At 66.1% G+C, this 22,573-nt stretch carries 18 protein-coding genes, 1 tRNA gene and 2 pseudogenes; 15 read left to right on the top strand and 6 right to left on the bottom strand.

Annotation, left to right across the window (positions count from 1 at the left end):
- Positions 1–131: 131 nt before the first annotated feature.
- Together A3OK_RS0100445 and A3OK_RS0100440 are read left to right on the top strand one after the other, a co-directional pair.
- Complete coding sequence (locus A3OK_RS0100445) at positions 132–1,424, top strand: adenylosuccinate synthase (protein ID WP_019902963.1); 1,293 nt, start codon at positions 132–134, stop codon at positions 1,422–1,424.
- A 208-nt stretch (positions 1,425–1,632) separates the two neighbouring features.
- Entirely contained in the window at positions 1,633–3,198 is a 1,566-nt protein-coding gene (locus A3OK_RS0100440) for a hypothetical protein (RefSeq protein ID WP_019902962.1), read from the top strand.
- Positions 3,199–3,301: 103 nt separating this feature from the next.
- Here the strand turns inward: A3OK_RS0100440 and rpoH are convergent, their stop codons facing one another.
- Together rpoH and A3OK_RS0100430 are read right to left on the bottom strand one after the other, a co-directional pair.
- Positions 3,302–4,192 (bottom strand): RNA polymerase sigma factor RpoH, encoded by an 891-nt coding sequence (gene rpoH, locus A3OK_RS0100435; protein WP_026596786.1) that lies wholly within the window; start codon positions 4,190–4,192, stop codon positions 3,302–3,304.
- 311 nt (positions 4,193–4,503) lie between these two features.
- On the bottom strand, positions 4,504–5,505 hold the full coding sequence (locus tag A3OK_RS0100430; RefSeq protein ID WP_026596785.1) for an RluA family pseudouridine synthase: 1,002 nt from the start codon (positions 5,503–5,505) through the stop codon (positions 4,504–4,506).
- Between the two features lie 95 nt (positions 5,506–5,600).
- Between A3OK_RS0100430 and A3OK_RS0100425 the strand changes: the two genes are divergently transcribed.
- The 5 genes and pseudogenes from A3OK_RS0100425 (at position 5,601) to A3OK_RS0100405 (ending at position 11,756) form a co-directional block, all read left to right on the top strand.
- Positions 5,601–5,676: transfer RNA gene (locus A3OK_RS0100425), tRNA-Glu, on the top strand.
- A 381-nt stretch (positions 5,677–6,057) separates the two neighbouring features.
- Positions 6,058–6,156 (top strand): annotated as a pseudogene (locus A3OK_RS24445) (IS481 family transposase); the annotation flags it as partial.
- A gap of 237 nt (positions 6,157–6,393) precedes the next feature.
- Positions 6,394–7,479 carry an efflux RND transporter periplasmic adaptor subunit gene (locus A3OK_RS0100415; protein WP_026596784.1) on the top strand — a complete coding sequence of 362 codons (1,086 nt, stop codon included), beginning with the start codon at positions 6,394–6,396 and terminating at the stop codon, positions 7,477–7,479.
- Positions 7,476–10,583, top strand: coding sequence for an efflux RND transporter permease subunit (locus A3OK_RS0100410; RefSeq protein WP_019902957.1), 3,108 nt, complete (start codon positions 7,476–7,478; stop codon positions 10,581–10,583). Before A3OK_RS0100415 ends, A3OK_RS0100410 begins: the two co-directional genes overlap by 4 nt.
- 420 nt (positions 10,584–11,003) lie before the next feature.
- The gene (locus tag A3OK_RS0100405; protein WP_196805413.1) at positions 11,004–11,756 is read left to right on the top strand and encodes a GDSL-type esterase/lipase family protein; all 753 of its coding nucleotides are present in this window, start codon (positions 11,004–11,006) and stop codon (positions 11,754–11,756) included.
- Between the two features lie 127 nt (positions 11,757–11,883).
- On the opposite strand, the gene A3OK_RS0100400 is transcribed toward A3OK_RS0100405, so the two are convergent.
- Positions 11,884–13,050 carry an acyltransferase gene (locus tag A3OK_RS0100400; RefSeq protein ID WP_081631138.1) on the bottom strand — a complete coding sequence of 389 codons (1,167 nt, stop codon included), beginning with the start codon at positions 13,048–13,050 and terminating at the stop codon, positions 11,884–11,886.
- A gap of 772 nt (positions 13,051–13,822) precedes the next feature.
- Here A3OK_RS0100400 and A3OK_RS24240 point away from each other — a divergent pair.
- A complete protein-coding gene (locus A3OK_RS24240) occupies positions 13,823–13,984 on the top strand; it encodes a hypothetical protein (RefSeq protein ID WP_019902954.1) in 162 nt (53 codons plus the stop codon).
- Positions 13,985–14,013: 29 nt separating this feature from the next.
- On the opposite strand, the gene A3OK_RS0100390 is transcribed toward A3OK_RS24240, so the two are convergent.
- Entirely contained in the window at positions 14,014–14,919 is a 906-nt protein-coding gene (locus A3OK_RS0100390) for a metallophosphoesterase (RefSeq protein ID WP_019902953.1), read from the bottom strand.
- A 79-nt stretch (positions 14,920–14,998) separates the two neighbouring features.
- Positions 14,999–15,478: pseudogene (locus tag A3OK_RS0100385) on the bottom strand (VIT family protein); the annotation flags it as partial.
- A gap of 358 nt (positions 15,479–15,836) precedes the next feature.
- Between A3OK_RS0100385 and A3OK_RS0100380 the strand changes: the two are divergent.
- The 3 genes from A3OK_RS0100380 to lpxK are packed head-to-tail and all read left to right on the top strand — an operon-like array spanning position 15,837 to position 18,921.
- On the top strand, positions 15,837–16,589 hold the full coding sequence (locus tag A3OK_RS0100380; RefSeq protein WP_019902951.1) for a lysophospholipid acyltransferase family protein: 753 nt from the start codon (positions 15,837–15,839) through the stop codon (positions 16,587–16,589).
- Positions 16,586–17,890: a 3-deoxy-D-manno-octulosonic acid transferase gene (locus A3OK_RS0100375; RefSeq protein WP_019902950.1), complete on the top strand. Its 1,305-nt coding sequence runs from the start codon at positions 16,586–16,588 to the stop codon at positions 17,888–17,890. The genes A3OK_RS0100380 and A3OK_RS0100375 overlap by 4 nt, the downstream gene beginning before the upstream one ends.
- Positions 17,890–18,921: a tetraacyldisaccharide 4'-kinase gene (gene lpxK, locus A3OK_RS0100370; RefSeq protein WP_019902949.1), complete on the top strand. Its 1,032-nt coding sequence runs from the start codon at positions 17,890–17,892 to the stop codon at positions 18,919–18,921. The genes A3OK_RS0100375 and lpxK overlap by 1 nt, the downstream gene beginning before the upstream one ends.
- On the opposite strand, the gene A3OK_RS0100365 is transcribed toward lpxK, so the two are convergent.
- Positions 18,866–19,090: a DUF2093 domain-containing protein gene (locus A3OK_RS0100365; RefSeq protein WP_019902948.1), complete on the bottom strand. Its 225-nt coding sequence runs from the start codon at positions 19,088–19,090 to the stop codon at positions 18,866–18,868. The genes lpxK and A3OK_RS0100365 overlap by 56 nt on opposite strands.
- A 144-nt stretch (positions 19,091–19,234) precedes the next feature.
- On the opposite strand from A3OK_RS0100365, the gene A3OK_RS0100360 reads away from it, so the two are divergent.
- Genes A3OK_RS0100360 through deoA form a run of 4 tightly spaced genes read left to right on the top strand, consistent with a single transcriptional unit; the run spans position 19,235 to position 22,528 of the window.
- Positions 19,235–19,672, top strand: coding sequence for a cytidine deaminase (locus tag A3OK_RS0100360; protein WP_019902947.1), 438 nt, complete (start codon positions 19,235–19,237; stop codon positions 19,670–19,672).
- A complete protein-coding gene (locus A3OK_RS0100355; RefSeq protein ID WP_019902946.1) occupies positions 19,665–20,474 on the top strand; it encodes a purine-nucleoside phosphorylase in 810 nt (269 codons plus the stop codon). Before A3OK_RS0100360 ends, A3OK_RS0100355 begins: the two co-directional genes overlap by 8 nt.
- Before the next feature lie 9 nt (positions 20,475–20,483).
- Complete coding sequence (gene deoC, locus A3OK_RS0100350) at positions 20,484–21,230, top strand: deoxyribose-phosphate aldolase (protein ID WP_019902945.1); 747 nt, start codon at positions 20,484–20,486, stop codon at positions 21,228–21,230.
- A complete protein-coding gene (gene deoA, locus A3OK_RS0100345) occupies positions 21,227–22,528 on the top strand; it encodes a thymidine phosphorylase (RefSeq protein WP_036302062.1) in 1,302 nt (433 codons plus the stop codon). Before deoC ends, deoA begins: the two co-directional genes overlap by 4 nt.
- Positions 22,529–22,573 lie beyond the last annotated feature (45 nt).

Here is a 22,573-nt window from a genome sequence, read left to right as displayed (position 1 = left end):
GGCATTCCAAAGCGTTCGAGCCCGGTTTGCTTGATTTCCTGCGAGGGATCGCGGAAAGACCCCGTGGATGCGTGTCGGCCTGCCCATGCGGCGGGACGTATTCACGCGGGTACCGAACAGGTTTGAAGTGAATGGCGAACGTCGTCGTCGTGGGCGCCCAATGGGGCGACGAAGGCAAGGGTAAGATCGTCGACTGGCTCTCAGAGCAGGCCGACGTGGTGGTCCGCTTCCAAGGCGGCCACAATGCCGGGCATACGCTGGTCATCGACGGCGTGACCTACAAGCTCGCATTGCTGCCGTCCGGCGTCGTTCGGGGCGGAAAGCTGTCGGTGATCGGCAACGGCGTCGTCGTCGATCCCTGGCACCTCGTCGACGAGATCGCACGGCTGCAGGCACAAGGTGTCGAGATCTCGCCGGCGACGCTCCGCATCGCCGACAACGCGACGCTGATCCTGCCGCTTCACCGCGAACTGGACCATTTCCGCGAGACCTCGAATGCCGGTCTCAAGATCGGTACGACGAAGCGTGGCATCGGCCCGGCCTATGAGGACAAGGTCGGCCGCCGTGCCATTCGCGTGGTCGACCTCGCCGACGAGAGCACGCTGGAATCGAAGATCGAGCGGGTGCTCACCCATCACAATGCCCTGCGCCGCGGCCTCGGCATCGAGGAAGTTGATGCCGAGGCGCTCCTTGCCGATCTGAAGGCCATCGCACCGACGATCCTTCCCTATGCTACGACCGTCTGGAAACTCCTCGACGACGAGCGTCGGGCCGGCAAGCGCATCCTGTTCGAAGGCGCTCAGGGTGCCCTCCTCGACGTCGATCACGGCACCTACCCGTTCGTGACCTCGTCGAACATCGTCGCCGCGCAGGCCGCCACCGGGTCCGGGATGGGGCCATCGGCCATCGGCTACGTGCTCGGCATCGCCAAGGCCTATACGACGCGCGTCGGGGAAGGCCCCTTCCCCACCGAGCTCTTCGATGAGATCGGCGAGACGATCGGATCCAAGGGCCGGGAATTCGGCGTCAATACCGGTCGCAAGCGTCGCTGCGGCTGGTTCGATGCCGTGCTGGTGCGCCAGACCGTGCGGACCTCCGGCATCGACGGCATCGCCTTGACCAAGCTCGACATTCTCGACGGCTTCGACGAGATCAAGGTGTGTACCGGCTACCACCTCGACGGCCAAGTGCTCGACCACCTTCCCGCCAATCAGGCTGCACAGGCTAAGGTGGAGCCGATCTACGAGACGATCGAAGGCTGGTCCGGCACCACGGCCGGCGCGCGCTCGTGGGCCGATCTTCCCGCTCAGGCGATCAAGTACGTTCGGCGGATCGAAGAGTTGATCGGGGCACCTGTGGCGCTGCTCTCGACCTCGCCGGAGCGCAACGACACGATCCTCATGCACAACCCCTTCGAGGATTAGGGGTTCGGCTGACTTTGCGAACCCGGTTCATCCGAAGGAACCGATGGGCAAATGAGAAGGGGATGAGGCGCCTTGCGAGCGGATGGTGCCTATTCCGAGGGACGGGCATCGCGGATGATGCGGTCGCGCCTCGCCCGAGCGCTAGTCATCCGCACGGTGAGAACAGGGCGGCCTGCCGGCCGATCCTTATAGGGCGGACCGAGGTTCGATGGCCGACTACTACCCCCTGCTGGCAAGAGCGCTCGACGCGATGCCGGATCGTTCTCCCACTTTGCGCAAGGCGGTCTATGACCGGGCGCGCGGCGCCTTGATCGGGCAGCTCCGCTCGCTCGAACCGCCCCTGTCCGATGCCGATATCGACCTCGAGAGCGCAGCTCTCGAAACGGCAATCAGCCGGGTCGAGAGTGAGCACGGTGGACCTCCCCTCGCTGTCGCCAACGACGTCACGCCTGCGGTCTTCGCCGGTGCGCCCGTGCGCGAGGCTTTGCCCGAAGCAGCCGCACCGATCCCATCGGCTGACGATTCGAACGGCCGTGTCGCCGAGCCGGGCCTGCCGCCGGCGCCCGAACCGGATCTCGGGCTTCGCTCCTCGCGAACAGATCGCCAGCGCGACGCTCAACCCGACGCCTCGATCTCGGACACGCCGTCCCCTACCACGGAGACAGCTGCGCCGCTCCTGCCGATCAAGCCTCGGAAGGCCAAATCGGCGGACAAGGTTGCCGACAGGTTGGCCGCGAGGGCGGCCCGCGAAGCGGCAAGGGACGCATCGAGAGGCGAGACCGCCGATGCACGGAAAGAGCAGCCCGATCTAGAACCTACCCCTGCTCCGGCAAGCGAGACTTCAGCCGAGTTACAGGCCACCGAACGCGAGTCCGTCGCCGTGCCGTCGGATGCCGCGAATGCGCGGCATCGTCCCCGGATCGACGTCGTCGCCCCTCGCCGGGGCCGCCCTCTCCTGCTGCGCAACATCTTCGTCGGGAGCGTTCTGCTCATCGTCGTCGGCCTGATCGCGGTGGCCGCCTTCATGCTGCGCGACAAGCCTTCGGATCTGCAGCCCGGCAATACCGAGGCGCAGGGGGAAGCGACCGATCCCAGCTCGTCGAAATATGCAGACCGGGTCGGCGGCGAAAGTGCTGCTCCGCCCGAGCGGCGTGACCAGCCTTCGCGTCAGGCGCCGGCCGCGCAATCCGAAGCGGCGAAGCCACCGACACAACCTGACGTCGCGGTCGCTCAGCGCGCCGTTCTCTTCGAGGAGAATACGGCAGGCGGAAACGCTCAGCCGATCACCTTCCAGGGCATAGTGGTATGGCGGCTGGAAGCGGTGAACGGTGAGCAGGGCCAGCCCCTGGAGACCGTCATCCGAGGGCGGGTGACCTTCGCCGATGCGGGCTTGGCACTGGTCATGACGATTCGACGAAATCTCGACACCACGTTCCCGGCCTCTCACACGATCGAGCTTGCGTTTACGACGACCAGTCCGGCCGGCGACACGCACTCGGTTCAGGATGTCGGCCTGTTGAGCGCGAAGGACGAGGAAAGCGGCAGGGGATCGCCGGTTTCCGGTCTGCCTGTGCGAGTGAAGGAGAACCTGTTCCTGATTGGCCTGTCGTCGTTGCAAGCCGATGTCGACCGCAACACCGATCTCTTGGAGCATCGCAACTGGTTCGACCTGCCGATGAAGTTCGCCTCAGGTCCTCGCGGCGTGCTGACCTTCGAGAAGGGAACGTCGGGCAGTCAGGTCATCCGCTCCGCCTTCGAGCAGTGGCGTCGATAAGCGCAAGCGGAGCTCGATAAACAAGCGGAGCTCGATAAAAAGGCCGGTTCCGCAATTGGCGGAACCGGCCTTTTTTGATTCTGGAATCTGGGAGAACCCTCTCTCAGGCGTGTGCGGCAGCGCGAGGCGCCTCACGGCTGGCGAGGTTACGCTTCACCGCCTCCTGGATCTTCTCGAAGGCCCTCACCTCGATCTGACGGACGCGCTCGCGCGACACGCCGAACTCACCCGACAGGTCTTCGAGCGTGATCGGGTCGTCGGCGAGGCGGCGGGCCTCGAAGATGCGGCGCTCACGCGGATTGAGCACCGACAGCGCGTCGCGCAAGGCCGTGAGCCGATTCTGGCCCTCCTCCTCGCGGGCGAGCACCGTCTCCTGGCTCGGGCTGTTGTCGACGAGCCAATCCTGCCACTCGCCCTCGCCTTCCTCACGCAGGGGAGCGTTGAGGGACGTGTCGCCGGAGAGGCGGCGGTTCATGTCGATCACGTCCTGCTCGGGCACGCCGAGCTTGACCGCGATCTGCGCGACTTGGTCGGGCTTCAGGTCGCCCTCGTCCAGGGCCGAAATCTTGCCCTTGGCCTTGCGCAGGTTGAAGAACAGCTTCTTCTGATTGGCGGTGGTGCCCATCTTCACGAGCGACCACGAGCGCAGGATGTACTCCTGAATCGCGGCCTTGATCCACCACATGGCGTAGGTGGCGAGGCGGAAGCCCTTGTCCGGCTCGAACCGCTTGACCGCCTGCATCAGGCCGACATTGCCCTCCGACACGACCTCGCCGATCGGCAGACCATAGCCGCGGTAGCCCATGGCGATCTTGGCCACGAGACGCAGATGCGAGGTGACGAGGCGGTGCGCTGCATCGCGGTCGCCCTTTTCGCGCCAGCTCTTAGCCAGCGTGAACTCCTCGTTCGGCTCGAGCATCGGGAACTTGCGGATCTCATCGAGGTAGCGCGAGAGGCCACCCTCGGTGGCGAGCACGGGTAGTGCGCCTGCCATAGTCATCTCTCCTTGCAAGGCCCCCCATTCGGGCAGACCAGAATCGAACCGCCGCTCTTGAAGCCGACCGTTCACCACCCGAGCCTACTCGGAAAGGAAACGGTGCGGTAGCGGTCCGTGACTCGAACGTCGCGATCAACGCGTCAGTGAGCCGATGGGTCGAAGGTGGCACGAAAGGCCGCCGCTCGGGGTGCGCCGGCACACCTGTTTGCCGGCGATCCTTGACAGCGGCAACCCGGCAACAGGCTCGGCCACCATCGGTTCCACGCGGGCGTTCCCAAGCCCGTGTGGAACCGCCCTTTGTCGATCCGTCAGGCCGGCGGTTTCGTCCTCAGCGCGGCGATCAGTGCGGCCATGTCAGGCGGGATCGGGCTTTCGAAGCGCAACGCCTCGCCGGTGCGAGGATGCTCGAACCCGAGGAGTGCGGCGTGGAGAGCCTGCCGTCCCAGCGCCTCGAGCTTCCCCCGTGCCGCCTCGCCCAGGCGTGCGGCCTTGGTCTTGAACGCGCTGCCATAGACCGCGTCACCGAGAAGCGGGTGGCCGCGATGGCTGAGATGGACGCGGATCTGATGGGTCCGCCCGGTTTCCAGCCGGCACCGCACCAGCGCGACCTCAGTGCCGGCATCCAGGATTTCCTCGACCACGTAATGCGTGATCGCCGTGCGCCCCTCGCCCTCGCGGACGACGGCGATCTTCTCGCGGTTGCGCTGGCTGCGCGCGAGATTGACGTCGATCGTGCCCAGTCGGGGCTCGGGCGCCCCCCAGGTCAGGGCGAGATAGGCGCGCTCCAGCGGGCCGCTGCGGCCATGGTCGGCGAATTGCGCCGTGAGTCCCTTATGCGCGAGGTCGTTCTTGGCGACGACGAGGAGGCCGCTCGTATCCTTGTCGAGCCGATGCACGATCCCCGGCCTGCGCACGCCCCCGATGCCGGACAGGCTCTCGCCGCAATGGGCGATGAGGCCGTTCACCAGGGTTCCGGCATCGTGGCCCGGCGCGGGATGAACGACGAGCCCTGCCGGCTTGTCGATGACGATCAGATCGTCATCCTCATGAACGATGACGAGGTCGATCTGCTCGGCAACCGGGGTCGCATCGACCGCCGCTGGAATCGTCACGTCGAGGACGGTGCCTGCGCCGACCTTCAGGGACAGGTCGGACATGACGATCCCGTCACGGGTCACCTGGCCGGTGCGGATCAGGTCCTGTAGCCGCGAACGCGACATGTCCGGCAATGCGCGGGCGAGCGCCCTGTCGATGCGCTCCGCCTGCACGTCCGGTCCTAGGACGACACGGCGGTCCTGCGGTTCTTGCACGATGTGTTCTCTTTCGATGCCGATGGAATTTAAGCGGCAGAGAGGTCTTGCCCCCCCGCCCGACCGTCGCTATACGATCGCCCACCGGCCGGAAAGCTCCCATCGTCTAGCGGTCTAGGACGTCGCCCTCTCACGGCGAAAACAGGGGTTCGATTCCCCTTGGGAGCACCAGCGGGCTTTACGGCCTTCTGACGCCGGGACATTCGGAAATTATTGCCATCTCGGTTCCGCACTCGTGTGAACAGCCGCCGATCGCGCTTTTTGCCTCGCGGATCGAGGATAGTCTGTCCTTTCCGTCAGACGGTACTTCGGGTGCAGCAACCTTGATATCGACGCCCCCGACTTCGGATTTATTTCTGCCGTAGGGCGAGAGCCGCCATTTTCCGTCAGCGCCGCCACGGTCAAGGCGGCCGGTCGCACGGTGCATGACCGGAGCCAAGCGTCGGCGCGCTGGCTTGGCGCCATGACGAGGCCAATTAGGCGCAAGCGGACGAACCCGGCGAATGCTCGGTGCCGGTCCGGGAGCCGCGCTCGTCTTCTCGTGGCGGAGTCGAGGCGACCATTGTCGCGTTCCGGCGACAGATGCTGCTGCCGCTCACTACCTGTCTCCACAGCGTGTGGCCCAGCATCTGGCATCTGACACGATCGTCACCCGGTCACCGCCTGAAGGATGCCGACCGGTTGCGAGTGGCCGCAGAGCCGTGCCTCGATGGTCGCATGCATTCCGGCAACTTCGTGAGTTCGGAGATTGTCGGGAACGACGATGCCGAGCTGCGACGGGACGATTTTGAAACGACGCCGCACGAGCCATTGACGATGGAACGAGGCCATAATAAATGATGATCGTAATGTTTTGATGTGAAGATGACGGTGACTGGGGTGCTGACCATGGATGCGAGATGGGTGCTGGCACTGACCGGGTTCGCCTTGACGGCCTGCTCGCCGGCCGAGACGGCCGTGCCGCCGCAGCCTCCTCTGGTTCAGACCATCGAGGTGGCTCCGGGCACGGGTGCAGTCTCGCGTTACACCGGTGTCATCCGGGCCCGAACCGAGAGCAATCTCGGCTTCCGCGTCGGCGGCAAGATCTTCGAGCGCCTCGTCGATCCGGGCGACCGGGTGACGCGCGGCCAGCCGCTTATGCGCCTCGACCGGACCGACTTCACCCTCGCGCTCACCGCAGCTCGGGCCTCCGTGGAGGCGGCACGGGCCCAGATGATCAAGGCCAGGGCCGATGAGGAGCGCAGCCGCAAGCTCGTCGGCGACGGCTGGACCTCGAAACAGACCTACGACCAGAACAAGGGCGCGGCCGATGCGGCCATGGCCCAGTTCGCCAGTGCCGAGGCACAGGCGAGCCAGGTCTTCAACCAGGCCGGTTATTCCGAATTGCAGGCCGATGCCGATGGCGTGGTGATGGAGGTGCCGTCCGAGCCCGGACAGGTCGTCGCCGCCGGGCAGACGGTGGTGAAACTCGCCCGGAATGGCTCCCGCGAGGCGGAGGTGTTTCTGCCCGAAGCGAGCCGCCGTCTGGCGCAGGGGACCGCCTCTGCGACGCTCTATGCCGAGGGCGAGGCGACCTATCCGGCACGGCTGCGCGAGTTGTCCGCCACCGCCGATCCCGCCACGCGCACCTACCGGGCGCGCTACATCCTGGCGGGCGGCGGCGAGGATGCCCTGCTCGGAGCGACGGTGACGCTTCACCTCAAATCCACGGATCCCCGGCATGCCGCCGTCGTCGAGGTCCCTCTGGGTGCCTTGTTCGATCGTGGCCAGGGATTGTCCGTCTGGCGCTTCGACGCCACCACCGGAATCGTCACGGCCCGGACGGTCACCATCGCCCGCATGACGGAGGAGCGCGCCGAGGTCACCTCGGACCTGAGCCCGGGCGACCGGATCGTCTCGCTCGGCGCTCATTTGCTGAAGGCGGGCCAGACGGTTCGTCAGGCGCCCGCCAGCATGACGGGCGTGACCCGATGAGCGGCTTCAACCTTTCGGCCCTGGCGGTCCGGGAACGTGCGGTCACGCTCTTCCTTCTCATCGCTCTCACGGGCGCCGGCTTCTTCGCCTTCGAGAGATTGGGCCGTGGAGAGGACCCGGCCTTCACCGTGAAGGTGATGACGGTCTCGGCCGCCTGGCCCGGAGCGACCACCGACGAGATGCAGCGCCAGGTGGCAGACCCTCTGGAAAAGCGCCTTCAGGAACTCGTCTATTACGACCGCGCCGAGACCACCGTACGGCCCGGCCTGATGGTGACGAAGATCATCTTCAAGGATTCGATGCCGCCGGCCAAGCTGCAATCCGAGTTCTACCAGACTCGTAAAAAGCTCTCGGACCAGACCTCCAGCCTGCCGCGCGGCGTGCTCGGGCCGCTGTTCAACGATGAGTTCTCGGACATCTATTTCGCCCTCTACGCGATCCAGGCCAAGGGGCTGCCGCACCGGCAACTCGTGACGCGGGCCGAGGACATGCGTCAGCGCCTGCTGCGGGTGCCAGGAGTCGAGAAGATCAACATTCTCGGCGAGCAGGCGCAGAAGATCTTCGTCGAGATCTCCTACCAGCGCCTCGCCACCCTCGGCATCACCGGCCAGCAATTGCTGGCGGCACTCGCCAATCAGAACGACGTCACCCCGGCCGGCTTCGTCGAGGCCGCGGGACCGCGCGTCTACCTCCGGCTCGACGGTGCCATCGACGGCCTCGACGCGATCCGCGACCTGCCCGTGGCAGCGGGCGACCGCAGCTTCAAGCTCGGCGACATCGCCGAAGTGAAGCGCGGCTACGAGGATCCGAAGACCTTCGCGATCCGCAACGACGGCGAGCCGGCGCTGATGCTCGGTCTAGTGATGAAGCCCGGTTTCAACGGCCTGACCCTCGGCGCTGCCCTCAATGCCGAGGAAGTCGCGATCCATCACGAGTTACCCACCGGGATCGCCTTCACCAAGATCACCGACCAGGCCAAGGTCATCGACGATGCCATCCACGAGTTCATGGTGAAGTTCTTCACCGCCCTGTCGGTGGTGATCTTCGTCAGCCTCGTCGCTCTCGGTTTCCGGGTCGGCATCGTCGTGGCGCTCGCCGTGCCGCTCACCCTCTCGGCGGTGTTCGTGGTGATGATGGTCACGGGCCGCGACTTCGACCGCATCACGCTGGGCGCCCTGATCATTTCCCTCGGGCTTCTCGTCGACGACGCGATCATCGCCATCGAGATGATGGTGGTGCGCATGGAAGAGGGCGCCGACCGGGTCGAGGCGGCGACCTATGCCTGGAGTGCCACCGCCGCGCCGATGCTCACAGGCACTCTCGTCACCATCGCGGGCTTCCTGCCCGTGGGGTTCGCCGCCTCCACGGCCGGCGAGTATGCCGGCAACATCTTCTGGGTCGTGGCCTTCTCGCTGATCATATCCTGGATCGTGGCCGTGACCTTCACGCCCTATCTCGGCGTCAAGCTCCTGCCGAACATCAAGAAAGTCGAGGGGGGCCACGAGGCGATCTACGCCACGAAGAACTACCGGCGCCTGCGCCGCGTCGTACGGATGTCGGTCGATCACAAGTGGATGGCGGCCGGCATCACCGTGGCGTTATTCGCGGGCGCCGTCGTCGCCATGGGGAAGGTCGAGCAGCAATTCTTCCCGAATTCCGAGCGCCCCGAACTCATCGTCGAGGTGACGCTGCCGGCGGGCTCCGCCTTCGCCACCACTGAGGCCAGCGTGAAGACGATCGAAGCGGCGGTGCGGGCCCTGCCCGAGGCGCAGGAGATCACCAGCTACATCGGCCAGGGCATGCCCCGCTTCGTGCTCTCCTTCGATCCCGAACTGCCCGATCCGGCCTTCGCGCAGATCGTGGTGCAGACGGAGGATGCAACGGCCCGTGATGCGCTGCGGGCGAAGCTGCGCAGGCTCGTGGATGACGGACGCTTTCCCGAGGCGCGCGTCCGCGTGATGCAGATCGTGTTCGGGCCGCCGATCCGCTTTCCCGTGGCCTTCCGAGTGGTCGGACCTGATCTCGACGTGATCCGCGGCATCGCGGCCGAGGTCTCCGACGTCATGGCGGCCAACCGCAGCATGCGGATGGTCCATCTCGACTGGGGCGACAAGACGCCGAGCCTGCACCTCGCCCTCGACCAGGAGCGCCTGCGCCTGATCGGCCTGACTCCGAAGGAGGCCGGCCAGCAATTGCAGAACTACCTCAGCGGCACGCCGGCGACCCAGGTCCGCGAGAACCTGCGCTCCGTCGACGTTCTGCTTCGCAGCCCCGGCACGGAACGGCGCTCGCTCGGTGAGATCGGCGACCTGACGCTTGCGACGAAAGACGGGCGCCAGGTGCCGGTCTCCCAAGTCGCCCGCCTGGAGAGCCGAAGCGAGAATGCCGTGCTCAAGCGCTACAACCGCGAGACCTACATCCGCGTCCAGGGCGACGTGCTGGACGGCAAGCAGCCGCCGGATATCCACGCGCAGATCTTCCCACTGCTGGAGCCGATCAAGGCCAAGCTTCTGCCGGGCTACAGAATCGATACGGCCGGCGCCGTGGAGGAGAGCGAGAAGGCGATGATGTCGCTCGTGGCGATCTTCCCACTGATGTTGATCGTGACCCTGACGGTGATCATGATCCAGGTGCGCTCGTTCGCCACCATGTTCATGGTGTTCGCCACCGCACCGCTCGGTCTCGTCGGAGCCGCGCCGACTCTGCTGATCTTCCACCAGCCCTTCGGCTTCAACGCGATCCTCGGACTGATCGCTCTGTCCGGCATCCTGATGCGCAACACCCTGATCCTCGTGGACCAGATCCATCACGACCGCGTCTCGGGGCTGTCGGATTATGAGGCCATCGTCGAATCGACGGTGCGGCGCGCACGACCCGTGATCCTCACAGCGGCAGCGGCCATGCTCGCCTTCATCCCGCTCACCCATTCGGTCTTCTGGGGGGCGCTCGCCTACGTCCTCATCGGTGGCGTCGGCGTCGGAACACTCCTGACGCTGCTCTTCCTCCCGGCGCTCTACGCGCTCTGGTTCAGGGTCGCGCGTGAGCCGCAGCGGGGGAACACCGCATCCGGCCTCGGTGCGATACCGCTGGAAGCGAAAGCCTGACCCGCGGAGGACGAGATCATGCCCCGGTTCGAGGGCATACCGAGATCGCGCGTTCACTCCCTGAATGCGCGGTGCGTCGACCGGCCTGCGCCTCCGCCCCCCTCGCGCAGGCCGGTCGACAGCTGTCCTCTTCGGTCCCGGCTCGGTCCAAGTCGTGAGATCGACGTTTTCTTAGAACGTCCAAACGCTATCGCCAGCGCCGTATCCGGGACGATGCCGTAGCCTCTGGAAGGTGCATCATCCGGTCCGAAAAGCGGTACTCACTTTTCTAGATGTCGCATTCTCGTCCCGCGGACCGTTGACGAAGCCATGAGACATCAGTGGGGAGGCTGGACGTTCATACGAAGCAGCTATGGTCGACCGGCCCATGCCGTCACGCGGCATCGCGGCATGCTTCCTCAGATCGGACCAAGGCAGGCCATGCGCCGTCTCCTCATCCAGGCTCTTTTGGGCGCGACCATTGCCTGCGTTGCATCAGCGGGTCTCGCAGCGCCCGCTTGCCCGGCCCTCCCACCTCGGCAGCCGATGCCCCTGGAAGCGATGCCGCAGTCGGTGGCTTTGTCCGAGCTGCGCGAGCGAAGCGCACAGCTCGCCGCTCAGCTGGACGGCAAGGATCTCAGCGCATCACGGATCGTCTTCATAGGAGATTCCATCACGCAGGGCTGGGATCCTGGCCTGTGGAACATGTTCTTTGGAGGTTGGTCGCCGCTCAATCTGGGTCTCTGGGGCGACCTCACGCAGGACGTGCTCTGGCGGCTCAATAACGGCCAATGGAACGCGACCCTGAAACCCGATCTCGTCGTCCTGATGATCGGCACCAACAACATCGGCATCAAAAGCCGGCCGGACGACACGGCTCTGGGCATCGCGGAGATCATCCGTTTCATTCAGGGGCGCTCGCCGAAAACCAAGATCCTTCTCCTCGGGATCCTGCCGCGCGGCGTCGAAGCGTCCGCCCCCGAGCGGCTGGTGAATGCGCGGGTGAACGACCTCATCCGCCGCTGCGCCGACGACAAGAGGGTGATCTATCTCGACCCCGGCAGGACCATGCTCGATGCGACAGGCCGGATCACCACGCAGGTGATGGCCGATTCTCTTCACCCGACGACCTTGGGCTACGCCATTCTCGGAGGTGCCATCAGCGCCCGCGTGCATCAGTTGATGACGCGTTGACCGGATCTCCACCTGAATTCCGGCGTCGGCTTATGCCGGCAGGCAGCGTATCTCCCTGCATCGGACGATGACCCCACCCGGATTTCGGGCGACGGATAGGCGTTCGCAGAACGATCTGGTCGCGGTGTCAGGCCGATGGAACCGGTAGGGCACGTCGCCGGTCGCGATAGGCTGCATACCAGCGGCGAATGACGCGTTGCGACGGCCGCTCGACACCGTAGCAGACGGCGCTTGCCAGGGCGGTTAGGAGGCAAAAGGCAGTCAGGATCGCCAGGTTTGCGTTCACGCCGCGCTGGAGAAGGCCGCCGATCAGGAAATAGCCGATCACCTGATGCAGAAGATAGAGCGAGTAGGAGATCGCTCCGAAGAAGACCAGCACGCGCGATTGCAGTATTTTCAGAAGGCCTCCGGCTGCGGCGACGACAACGCCGACGAAGAGTGCGGCTTTCAGCGAGGCCGAGGGCTGAAATCCGTGCTCGGGCCAGAACGAGACGCTCCCTGCAAGGATAGCGGCCAGCAATGTCACCAAGACGAGAGGCGTACGTTCGCCGCGATAGAGCTTGTATCCGAGGGCTCCGGCCGCGAAGAGATGGGCGAAAGTAGCATTCAGCGCGATCGCGCCGCAGCTCGCTGCCGTCCGGCAGGCATAGAAGTTCGTGTCGGAGACAAAGACATTGTAGAATGACGTGCCGATGATCCAGGCCAGAAGCACAGCGGTTGTATGACGGGGGCCGACCCCAAAGTAAGCGGTGGCGAAGAAGGCGTAGAAGAGAATTTCGCGCGTGAGTGTCCAATAGGCCGGATCGATGAAGGGAATGTCGGTCAAGCCGTTCGCCATGGTCAACGAGGCCAGGAAACCCTGGAGCGTCAGATGGAACGGGTTGAAGCCGGTGGCGACGATCAGGCTGGTGGTGAGCAGGGCACTGAACCAGAAGGTTGGATAGAGCCGGGCGAAGCGGCTCACGACAAAGTCCAGAGCCGACTCCGAGCGCTCGAGCGTCATCGCGATCACGAAGCCGCTGATCACGAAGAACAGCGCAACCCCGGCTTGGCCTGAGGTGAGGCGCACGAGAGGTTGAGTGTCGCCCCACCCGAACTCGTAACCGTATGCCGCCGTGAAGTGGAAGAAGACGACCAGAATCGCGGCAATACCCCGCAAGGCATCGAGTTCCAGAAGTCTTCCATCTCGCTTCGGCGATCGGTCCTGGCCCGCAACCATCGTCTGCCCTGATCGTTTCGAACTATCGAAGCCTTCGACCTTGTCGTTCAGGGAAGGCCTTGGACCCAGCGCCATCAACGGCTTTCCATCAAACGCCGCTAATTTTAGCAGAATTGCTCCAACCTACGCCTCTCCTTCGCCAAGGTAGTTAATACGCCTGGCGGCGCCGGTCCTTCTCGGTGGAGCGATATTTCTCTCACCTTCGTCGATGACGTCGCGCACATCTGACCGGTCGCGCGCGCGACCACGACGATCACTTGGCTCCATCGCCTCGATACGAGGATGGCCCATGGAGAGCGGCGTTTAGACAGTCTGAAGTGCAATGACGCGATAAAAACGCCGACCACATCGTCGGGAACGGGTCGGCCTCGATCTTCGGCATGCCCGCACTCCGAAAGGGTCCAGCCAAGTTACAAAGCTCCTGGGCCTCGACTGGAGACAGCGCGCCTACGATGAAACAGCTCGATGGCTTGGCCGAGAGCCTCGGCATGTGGACTCCGGCGGCCCGATCCCAGGCGTCGTTCAGCTCGACGGAACGAGCGGGGATCTGATTTTCCCAGGACGGCAGATACCCCGATCGGCCTGCCCCAGAAGACTGAAAGGATGGCCGGTCCGATTGGCTATCGCAGGCAATCGTTGTGCACTGCGCCAATCAGTGGTTCGTCATTGTCCGAGCAAGAGTTCTCGGTCTGATCACAGCATGGCGACCGCGATTCTCCGGGTGCAGCGCAGCGACGAAAGTCGGCGGGACAAGCGTACATCGCTCTTGCGGCCGATGAACGGCCGATTAACACTACTTACTCCCGAAGCATTAGACGACCGATTCCCTCAGGCCGGGAGACATTCCATGTCCCAGACGATCCACGTCAAACCGACCCATGACGGCACCTATACGGTCTACCGGGGGCCGACGGCTCTCGTGAGCGGCCTCACTCGCCTCCAGGCCGAGCTTTATCAGGCCAGCATCTCTCGTCAGGCCCAGCGCCCGCAGGCACAGATGGCGCTCTGACCGGGCAGAACCTGAGGAAACTGAGCGGATCACCTCCGCGCCAGCTTCAGCACCCGGAGGTCGGCGATGGTGCCGGCCTCCGTCAATCCGCGCTCCTTGGCGTCGATCACGTAGCGACCGTCCGCCCTCGTGATCGTATAGACGTGATAGCTCGCTCGGCGGTGCAGTTTGCCGCCGTGCGACACCGCCGATGCCGAGGGAGCGCCGACCACGGGGACGCCGACACCGTTCGGCCCCTCGACGAAGGCGACGCTGCCGACATGGTTGTGGCCGTGCAGGATCAGATCCGCACCCGCCCGACCGATCATGGCAGTAAAGGCGTCGGCGTCCTTCAATTCGCGTCCCGCTGATGCGCCACCCGGCTGCGGCGGATGATGAATCATCGCCACGCGAAACGGCGGCTCGGCTTCGTTGCCCAAGCGCTTCAGCAAGGCCTCGGCCGCCTCGAGTTGAGGAGTGCCGACGCGGCCGGCGGCCACGAAGGGCTTCGTCGGAATGGCCGACGATATTCCGATCAGTGCCAGCCGACCACGTCGTCTGAGATAGGGGAAGACGCAGGCGGTGCCGTCATCGCCCGAGGTCCAGGCGCCGCACGCTTTCAGCAAGCCCTCGAGCGAACCGCGCACGTAAGCGTCGTGATTGCCCGGAACGAAGCTCACGGTGTCGGGCGTACCGAGTGCTTCGAGGAAGACCCGTGCCGTCGCCCACTCGCTCGGCAAGCCGATGTTGCACAGGTCTCCCGTGCAGGCGATGTGATCGTGGGGCTGCGTCTGCAGATCAGCCACCAGCGCCGCGAGGATCTCCATGTCATGATGGCGGCTGCGCCCGCGCCGCCAGTTCACGTAGCCGGTGGCACGTTTACCGAGAAGTTGGCGCAGGCGCGGACGGGCGATCGGGCCGACATGCGGATCGGTGAGGTGAGCGAGGCGGAACATCGGTCTCCGTTTCGGATCAGGCGCTCGCCTTCGCCACTCGCAGCTATCGCGTCAAGTCTTCGACCGCGTCCACGACGCTTCAGGCATTGCCGATCACGATGCCCGTGGCGAGAACTAGAGCGCCTCCGAGAACGATCTGCAGCGTCGCACGCCAGAACGGCGTCGCCATGTAACGCGTGCGGATCGCCGCGATTGCCAGCAACTCGACGATCACCACCAGCATGGCGAGGCTGGTAGCCAGCACGAACGCATTCGGGATGCTTTCCGGGATCGCATAGGGCAGCGTGTGACCCAGCCCACCCAGAGCGGTCATGGCGCCGCAGACCACGCCCCGCATCCAGGGCGAGCCGCGTCCCGTTACCCGGCCATCGTCGGAGAGGGCTTCGGTGAATCCCATGCTGATCCCTGCTCCGAGGGAGGCGGCCAGCCCGACGAGGAAGGTCGCTCCGTTGCTGTGCGTGGCGAAGGCGGCCGCGAAGATCGGCGCAAGCGTCGAGACCGATCCGTCGATGAGTCCGGCCAAACCCGGCTGGACATATTGCAGGACGAACGCGCGCCGCTCGTCCTGCACTTGAGGTTCCTGTCTCGCCGCCGGGCTCGACCCGACGCCCCCGATCGCGCTGATGTCCATCCCAATCTCCATAGCCTAGAATTATTCCAATATATAGATTGGAATGATTCCATAAACCAGGATCGGGTGAATCACATATGATTGTGAACCGGCTTCCGGTGTGGTGGTGCGGCAGCGGCCATCGGTACGGTTGCGCGAGCAATTCGAACGGCGTTAGACCACGCGGGACCGGCACCGCTTCCGAGCGAGCGACGTCCGGCCGATGCGTCGACGACGCAACCGGCCACCGACGTCTCGGATGCCAGCCGGACGGATGGCCGACCTTGCGGCCCGCGGAACCGAGTGTATGAGCCTTCTCAAACGCGTCGGCCGGTCGCCACCGGTGCAGCAAAGCCTCGGCTTCCTGGCCTTCCACTATCTGCGCCTGGTGCGCGCGACGAACCGCTTCACGGTCGAGCCGGCCGAGCCCCATCGGTGGCTCGACGGCCTATCGCCCTTCATCGCCGGGATGTGGCACGGCCAGCACACGATGATCTCGTTCATGCGCCGTCCGCAGGACCGGATCGCGACGATCATCTCACGGTCGGCCGACGGCAACATCAACACCATCGCCCTCACCCGCATGGGAGTCCGCGTGATCCGAGCCTCCGGCGCGCGCGGACGCGCCGTGCGCGATGCAAAGGCCAAGGGCGGAGCCGAGGGCTTGCGCGCCATGATTCGCGCCCTGAAGGATGGTGAAAGCGTCGCCTTCAGCGCCGATGTGCCCAAGGTCTCGCGCCGCTGCGACGTCGGTATCCTCACCCTGGCGCGGTTCTCGGGCCGGCCGATCATTCCCGTCGCCGTGGTCACAAGCCGACATCTGCGCTTCAACAGCTGGGACAAGGCCTGTTTCGGGCTGCCCTTCGGCAAGGGCGCCATGGTCTTCGGCGAGCCGGTCCTCGTCCCGCGCGACGTCGAGCCCGAGGAGTTGGAAACGTTGCGGCGCCGTCTGGAGAACGAGATGAACCGCGTCCACGACCGCGCCTACACCCTCGTCGGCCGCACCGACCGGGTCGTCGATCCGGTTGCCGGCTCCCTCGCCGTCGGACCGTTTGCGTGAAGGCTCCCCCGCTCACCATCGCCCTCCAGGCCTATCGTTACGGCCTCTATGTCGGCGAGCCCGCGGTGGCCGGCCTGCTGGCTTGGCGCTCGCGCAAGGGCAAGGAAGATCCCGGCCGCCTGCCCGAGCGTCGGGGCCTTCCCGGACGGGCCCGCCCGGCCGGTCCCCTCGTCTGGATGCATGGCGCCAGCGTCGGCGAGGCACTCTCCCTCGTCGGATTGATCGACGGCATGATCGCCCGGGGCTTCAGCGTGCTCGTCACCACGGGGACACGCAGCGCCGCCGAGCTGATCGGCCGGCGCCTCCCTGCCGGCGCCGTACACCAGTACATGCCGCTCGACGCGCCGCGCTGGATCGAGCGTTTCATCGACCACTGGCAGCCGGACCTGTCACTGGTGGCGGAATCCGAGATCTGGCCCAACACGGTCATCGCCTTGCACCAGCGCGGCATCCCGCTGCTCCTCGTCAACGGACGGATGTCCGAAAGGTCGTTCAAGGGCTGGGCGCGCTCGCCGCGTACCGCCGAGGCGCTGCTTTCGCGCATCGCCATCTGTCTGGCTCAGACCAAGGACGATGCCGAGCGCTTCGCACGGCTCGGCGCTCCCCGCGTGAGCATCGCCGGAAACCTGAAATACGATTCGGCCGTCCCCCCTGTGGACGGCCAGCAGCTCGCCTACCTTCGCGACGTGATCGGCGACCGGCCGGTCTGGGTCGCGGCCAGCACGCATCCGGGTGAGGATGCGATGGTGGCGGAAGCTCACGCGGCGCTGAAGGCGCAGCTGCCGAACCTGCTGACCATCGTGGTGCCGCGCCATCCCCAGCGCGGCGAAGAGGTCGCCGCCTGCGCTTCGGCCGTGGGCCTGCGGAGTACCTTGCGCTCACGCGGCGGCCGCCCCCATGGCGGCGTCGACCTCTATGTCGCCGATACGCTCGGGGAGCTGGGTCTGTTCTACCGCCTCGCTCCGCTGGTGTTCCTCGGCGGATCGATGACGACGCGCGGCGGTCAAAACCCGATCGAGCCGACCCGCCTCGACGCGGCGATTCTGCACGGGCCGAACGTTCAGAACTTCGCCCAGGTCTACCACGCCCTCGACGAGGCAGGCGGGGCACTGATGGTGGCCGATGCGAAGGAGCTCGCCGCCGCCGTCGGCGACCTTCTCCTCGATCGTCCGCGATCCGGTGCCATGGCCAAGGCCGGAAATGCGGCGCTGCAGCCGTTCGAAGGCGCGGTGGAGCGGACCCTCGCGGTCCTCGATCCGTTCATTGCGCAGATGAAGCTCACGGCCATGGCCGTTTCCTGATGCGGCCTCCGGCCTTCTGGGATTCGCCCACTCATCCGCTGAGCCGGATTCTGGCACCCCTCGGGCAGCTCTACGGGAAGCGGGTCGCCGCTCGCATGGATCGCCCCGGAGAACGGGCAGCCTGCCCGATCATCTGCATCGGGAATTTCACTCTGGGAGGGGCGGGCAAGACCCCGACCGCCCTCGCCGTTGCCACGATGCTGCGCGGCCTCGATGCCGAGCCCGCTTTCCTGACCCGCGGCTATGGCGGCCGTCTCGCGGGACCGATCGCGGTGGACCCGTCGCGCCATATATCCTCGGATGTCGGCGACGAGCCGCTCCTCCTTGCACGATGCGCCCGCACGATTCTGGCCAGGAAGCGGCCGGACGGGGCGAAGCTCTGCCGGGAACTCGGCGCCGATGTCGTGGTGATGGATGACGGGCTGCAGAACCCCAGCCTCGCGAAGGACCTCTCCCTCGCGGTGGTCGATGCCGGCAGCGGAATCGGCAACGGTCTGGCCTTCCCGGCCGGGCCGTTGAGAGCCCCGCTCTCGCGGCAATGGCGCCATGTCAGTGGCCTTGTGATCATCGGCGGGGACGGACCGGGAGAGGCGGTTGCCGCGGAAGCCGCGTTGCGCGGGCTGCCCGTCCATCGAGCGAGGCTGGTCCCGACAGCGCCGAATTCCGTCGAGGGAAAACCCGTCCTCGCCTTTGCCGGGATCGGAAGGCCCCGAAAATTCTTCGATACGCTGGTTCAGGCCGGAGCAAACGTGGTCGAGACCAGACCCTTCCCGGATCATCACCCCTACCGTGCCAGCGATCTCGCCGGATTGGTGGCGCGAGCCGATGCGTTGGGCGCGGTTCTGGTGACCACGGAGAAGGACATGGTCCGCCTGCCTGCGGAATTCGCCGCCGGCGTTACGGCCTTTGGCGTCACCCTTCGGATCGAGGATGAGACGAGGCTCCTCGCTCAGTTAAGGCGCGTCGTCGAGATGCTCAGCCCTTCGCGCGACCGAGATCGGCCAACCGTTTCATCACCGCCTCCGGCGTGATGTAGGCTTCCTGGAGCTCAGCGCTCCAGTAGCGCAGGTTGTCGAGGGCGATCGGCTCGCCGGTGACCGCGCAACGCACGAAGCTCCCAGGCTTGACGATGCGCATGGTGCCATCGCCATATTCCACCGTCGCCTCGCCGGAGGCCTTGCGTTCGATCCGACCCAGCATGTCCCGCCCGCCTCTCACCTGAGACCATCGAGTGAGCGTTCTAAGATCGCGCCCGCGTCGTGTCGATCACGTTTCCTGGCTCTCGACAGGCCGATGGCCCACCTGCTCTAAGATCGACCGGCCCCCTATACCGGATCCGAAGCGATGACGGACACGATCGACGCCGACCTCTCGGCCCTGTTCGAAGCCGCCAGCGCTGCCAAGGCGCAGGCTTACGCGCCCTATTCGAATTTTCCCGTCGGCGCTGCCCTGCGGGACGAGCACGGCCGCATCCATGCCGGCTGCAACGTCGAGAACGCGGCCTATCCGGTCGGGACCTGCGCCGAGGCTGGCGCGATCGCCGCAATGATCGCCGGCGGCGGACGGGCGATCGGCACCATCCTCATCATCGGCGATGGGCCGGCTTTGGTGACGCCCTGCGGTGCCTGCCGCCAGCGGATCAGGGAGTTCGCCAAGCCTGGAACGCCGATCCACATCGCCGGCCCCGAGGGCATTCGCCGCCGCTTCACCCTCGGAGCGTTGCTCCCCGATTCCTTCGGACCCGAGAACCTCCTCAGCGAGAACCCGAGCACCGATGTCTGACGGATCCATCGCCATCGCGACGGAATCCCTGCAAAGCCGTGGCTTTGCCGGCCCCTACGATGCCGCGATCGTCACCGGTACGGGCCTCGGCCTCATCGCCGGCAGATTGGAGCGAGGCGTCGCCGTTCCCTATGCCGACATTCCAGGGTTCCCCTCGCCGGGGGTCACCGGCCATGGCGGCAGGCTCCATAGTGGCTTACTGGGCGGGCGGCGCGTGCTGGTTTTCGAGGGGCGTGCCCATGCCTATGAGAGCGGCAATGCCAGCGTCATGAAAGTCCCGCTGGGTGTCGCCAGGGCGCTCGGGACCACGGTCCTCCTTCTCTCCAATGCGGCCGGATCGCTGATGCCGCAGGCTGGGCCGGGCAGCCTCGTCGCGCTCAGCGATCACATCAACCTCTCGGGCCTGAACCCGCTGATCGGCGAGACGGGCGATGCCCGCTTCGTCCCCATGGTCGGCGCCTACGATGCGGCGGCGCGCGAGACGCTCCACGAGGCGGCGCGCAGCTGCGGGATTTCGCTTCACGAGGGCGTCTACGCCTGGTTCTCCGGCCCGAGCTTCGAGACCCCGGCGGAGATTCGCATGGCCGGCCGTCTCGGCGCCGACCTCGTCGGCATGTCGACGGTGCCGGAGGTGATTCTCGCCCGGTTCTTCGGTCTAAGGGTGGCGGCCATCTCGGTGGTCACCAACCTCGCCGCCGGAATCGGCGACGGTGACCCTCATCACGACGAGACCAAGCGCGCGGCCGCCGCCGCCGCATCCGACCTCGCCCGCCTGATCGACGCATTCGTCGCCCGGCTGTAGGATTCCCACATGATCCTCGATCCGCATGCCGCCGATGCCGCCATAGCCCGGCGCGCCCTGCCCCTGCTCGACCTGACCGACCTCAGCGATTCCTGTTCGGATCAGGCCGTCGACTTGCTCTGCGCCAAGGCTCGCGCGAGCCGGGTCGCCGCCGTTTGCGTCTGGCCCCAGCATATCGCGCGGTGTGCGGAATTGCTGACAGGAACCCCTGTCCGCATCGCCACGGTGATCAATTTCCCCGCCGGCGGCACCGATATCGAGCGCGCTGCGGAGGACACCGCCGAGGCGCTGGACGACGGCGCGCACGAGATCGACCTCGTCCTGCCCTACCGGACATTCCTGGCGGGCGATGCGGATGCGGCCAGTGAGATGATCGAGGCCGTGCGCGAGATGTCCGGCCGCGCGATCCTCAAGGTGATCCTCGAATCCGGCGCCATGCCGGATTCGGCGCGGATTGCCGAGGCGAGCCGTCTCGCCATCGGCGCCGGCGCGGACTTCCTGAAAACCTCGACCGGCAAGAGCCCCGTCTCGGCGACGCCCGAGGCAGCGGAGGCGATGCTCGCCGCCATCCGCGACAGCGGTCGCACGGTCGGGTTCAAGGTGTCGGGCGGGTTGCGCACCGTGGCCGATGCCGCCCTTTATCTCGACATCGCCGATCGGATCATGGGACCGGGTTGGGTGGAAGCGAAGACATTCCGCATCGGAGCGAGCAGCCTGCACGATGCGCTGACCGCCAGCCTCGGAGCGCGCACGTGATGATGCCGCAGGAGTTGATCCGGGCCAAGCGCGACGGGCGCGTGCTCACCGACGCCGAGATCGCCGCATTCGTCTCCGGCATCACCGATGGGCGGGTGACAGAGGGGCAGGCCGCCGCCTTCGCCATGGCCGTGTTCTTTCGCGGCCTGTCGCTCGCCGAGCGCGTCGCGCTGACCCGTGCGATGACGTGGTCGGGCACGGTGCTGACCTGGGATCTTCCCGGACCCGTTCTCGACAAGCATTCGACCGGCGGCGTCGGGGACACGGTCAGCCTCGCCCTCGCACCGATGGTCGCCGCCTGCGGCGGCTACGTTCCGATGATCTCCGGTCGCGGCCTCGGCCATACCGGCGGCACTCTCGACAAACTCGCGAGCATCCCCGGCTACGACGCCAGGCCCGGCCTCGACCGCTTCCGCAGCGTGACCCGCTCCATCGGCTGCGCCATCATCGGGCAGACATCCGACCTCGCCCCGGCCGACCGGCGCCTCTACGCCATACGCGACGTCACCGGGACGGTGGAATCCCTCGACCTGATCACGGCGTCGATCCTGTCGAAGAAACTCGCCGCCGGCCTCGGCGGCCTCGTGATGGACGTGAAGTGCGGCTCCGGCGCTTTCATGGCGGGGATCGACGAGGCACGGGCCCTCGCCGACAGCATCGTCTCCGTCGCCAATGGTGCGGGCCTGAAGACGGTCGCACTCATCACCGACATGGACGCGCCCCTCGCCTCCTCCGCCGGCAACGCGTTGGAAGTGACTTACGCCGTGGATTACCTCACAGGTCGCGCCTGCGAGCCCGCGTTCCACGCCGTGACCGTGGCGCTCTGCGCCGAGATGCTGGTGCTCGGCGGACTCGCCGCCGACATCGCCGAGGCGTCACGACGCGTCGAGGAGGCCCGCACTTCCGGCCGCGCGGCCGAAATCTTCGGCCGGATGGTCGCCGCTTTGGGCGGGCCCATCGATCTCGTGGAGAGAGCGACGGATCACTGCCAGTCCGCACCGGTCATACGTCAGGTGAAAGCCGGCAAAGTCGGAATCGTCGAGCGGGTGGAGACCCGCGATCTCGGTCTTGCGGTCATCGCGCTGGGAGGCGGACGCACACGCCCTCAGGACGAGATCGACCCGGCCGTGGGCCTTTCGGCTCTGGCGCGCCCCGGCGACACGGCCGACATCCTCGGCATCGTCCATGCTCGCAGCGAAGCACAGGCGGATGCCGCCGAGATTGCCCTTCGCGCAGCCTACCGGATTGGGCCCGACGCGCCGATCCGACGCCCGCACGCCCTCCAGCGCATCACCTGAAACACCCCCGGTCGGGCAGAGGGCGGGCCCTCGCCCGTGACGGGA

Source organism: Methylobacterium sp. 77 (assembly GCF_000372825.1).
Classification (GTDB): Bacteria; Pseudomonadota; Alphaproteobacteria; order Rhizobiales; family Beijerinckiaceae; genus Methylobacterium.
The sequence above is the reverse complement of the archived record's forward strand: the minus strand, read 5'-3'. Positions and strand labels throughout refer to the sequence as shown.

Coding starts and splice junctions, on each gene's coding strand:
- A3OK_RS0100445 (WP_019902963.1), top strand. CDS start 132: ATGGCGAACGTCGTCGTCGTGGGCGCCCAATGGGGCGACGAAGGCAAG.
- A3OK_RS0100440 (WP_019902962.1), top strand. CDS start 1,633: ATGGCCGACTACTACCCCCTGCTGGCAAGAGCGCTCGACGCGATGCCG.
- rpoH (WP_026596786.1), bottom strand. CDS start 4,192: ATGGCAGGCGCACTACCCGTGCTCGCCACCGAGGGTGGCCTCTCGCGC.
- A3OK_RS0100415 (WP_026596784.1), top strand. CDS start 6,394: ATGGATGCGAGATGGGTGCTGGCACTGACCGGGTTCGCCTTGACGGCC.
- A3OK_RS0100410 (WP_019902957.1), top strand. CDS start 7,476: ATGAGCGGCTTCAACCTTTCGGCCCTGGCGGTCCGGGAACGTGCGGTC.
- A3OK_RS0100405 (WP_196805413.1), top strand. CDS start 11,004: ATGCGCCGTCTCCTCATCCAGGCTCTTTTGGGCGCGACCATTGCCTGC.
- A3OK_RS0100400 (WP_081631138.1), bottom strand. CDS start 13,050: ATGGCGCTGGGTCCAAGGCCTTCCCTGAACGACAAGGTCGAAGGCTTC.
- A3OK_RS24240 (WP_019902954.1), top strand. CDS start 13,823: ATGTCCCAGACGATCCACGTCAAACCGACCCATGACGGCACCTATACG.
- A3OK_RS0100390 (WP_019902953.1), bottom strand. CDS start 14,919: ATGTTCCGCCTCGCTCACCTCACCGATCCGCATGTCGGCCCGATCGCC.
- A3OK_RS0100380 (WP_019902951.1), top strand. CDS start 15,837: ATGAGCCTTCTCAAACGCGTCGGCCGGTCGCCACCGGTGCAGCAAAGC.
- lpxK (WP_019902949.1), top strand. CDS start 17,890: ATGCGGCCTCCGGCCTTCTGGGATTCGCCCACTCATCCGCTGAGCCGG.
- A3OK_RS0100365 (WP_019902948.1), bottom strand. CDS start 19,090: ATGCTGGGTCGGATCGAACGCAAGGCCTCCGGCGAGGCGACGGTGGAA.
- A3OK_RS0100360 (WP_019902947.1), top strand. CDS start 19,235: ATGACGGACACGATCGACGCCGACCTCTCGGCCCTGTTCGAAGCCGCC.
- A3OK_RS0100355 (WP_019902946.1), top strand. CDS start 19,665: ATGTCTGACGGATCCATCGCCATCGCGACGGAATCCCTGCAAAGCCGT.
- deoC (WP_019902945.1), top strand. CDS start 20,484: ATGATCCTCGATCCGCATGCCGCCGATGCCGCCATAGCCCGGCGCGCC.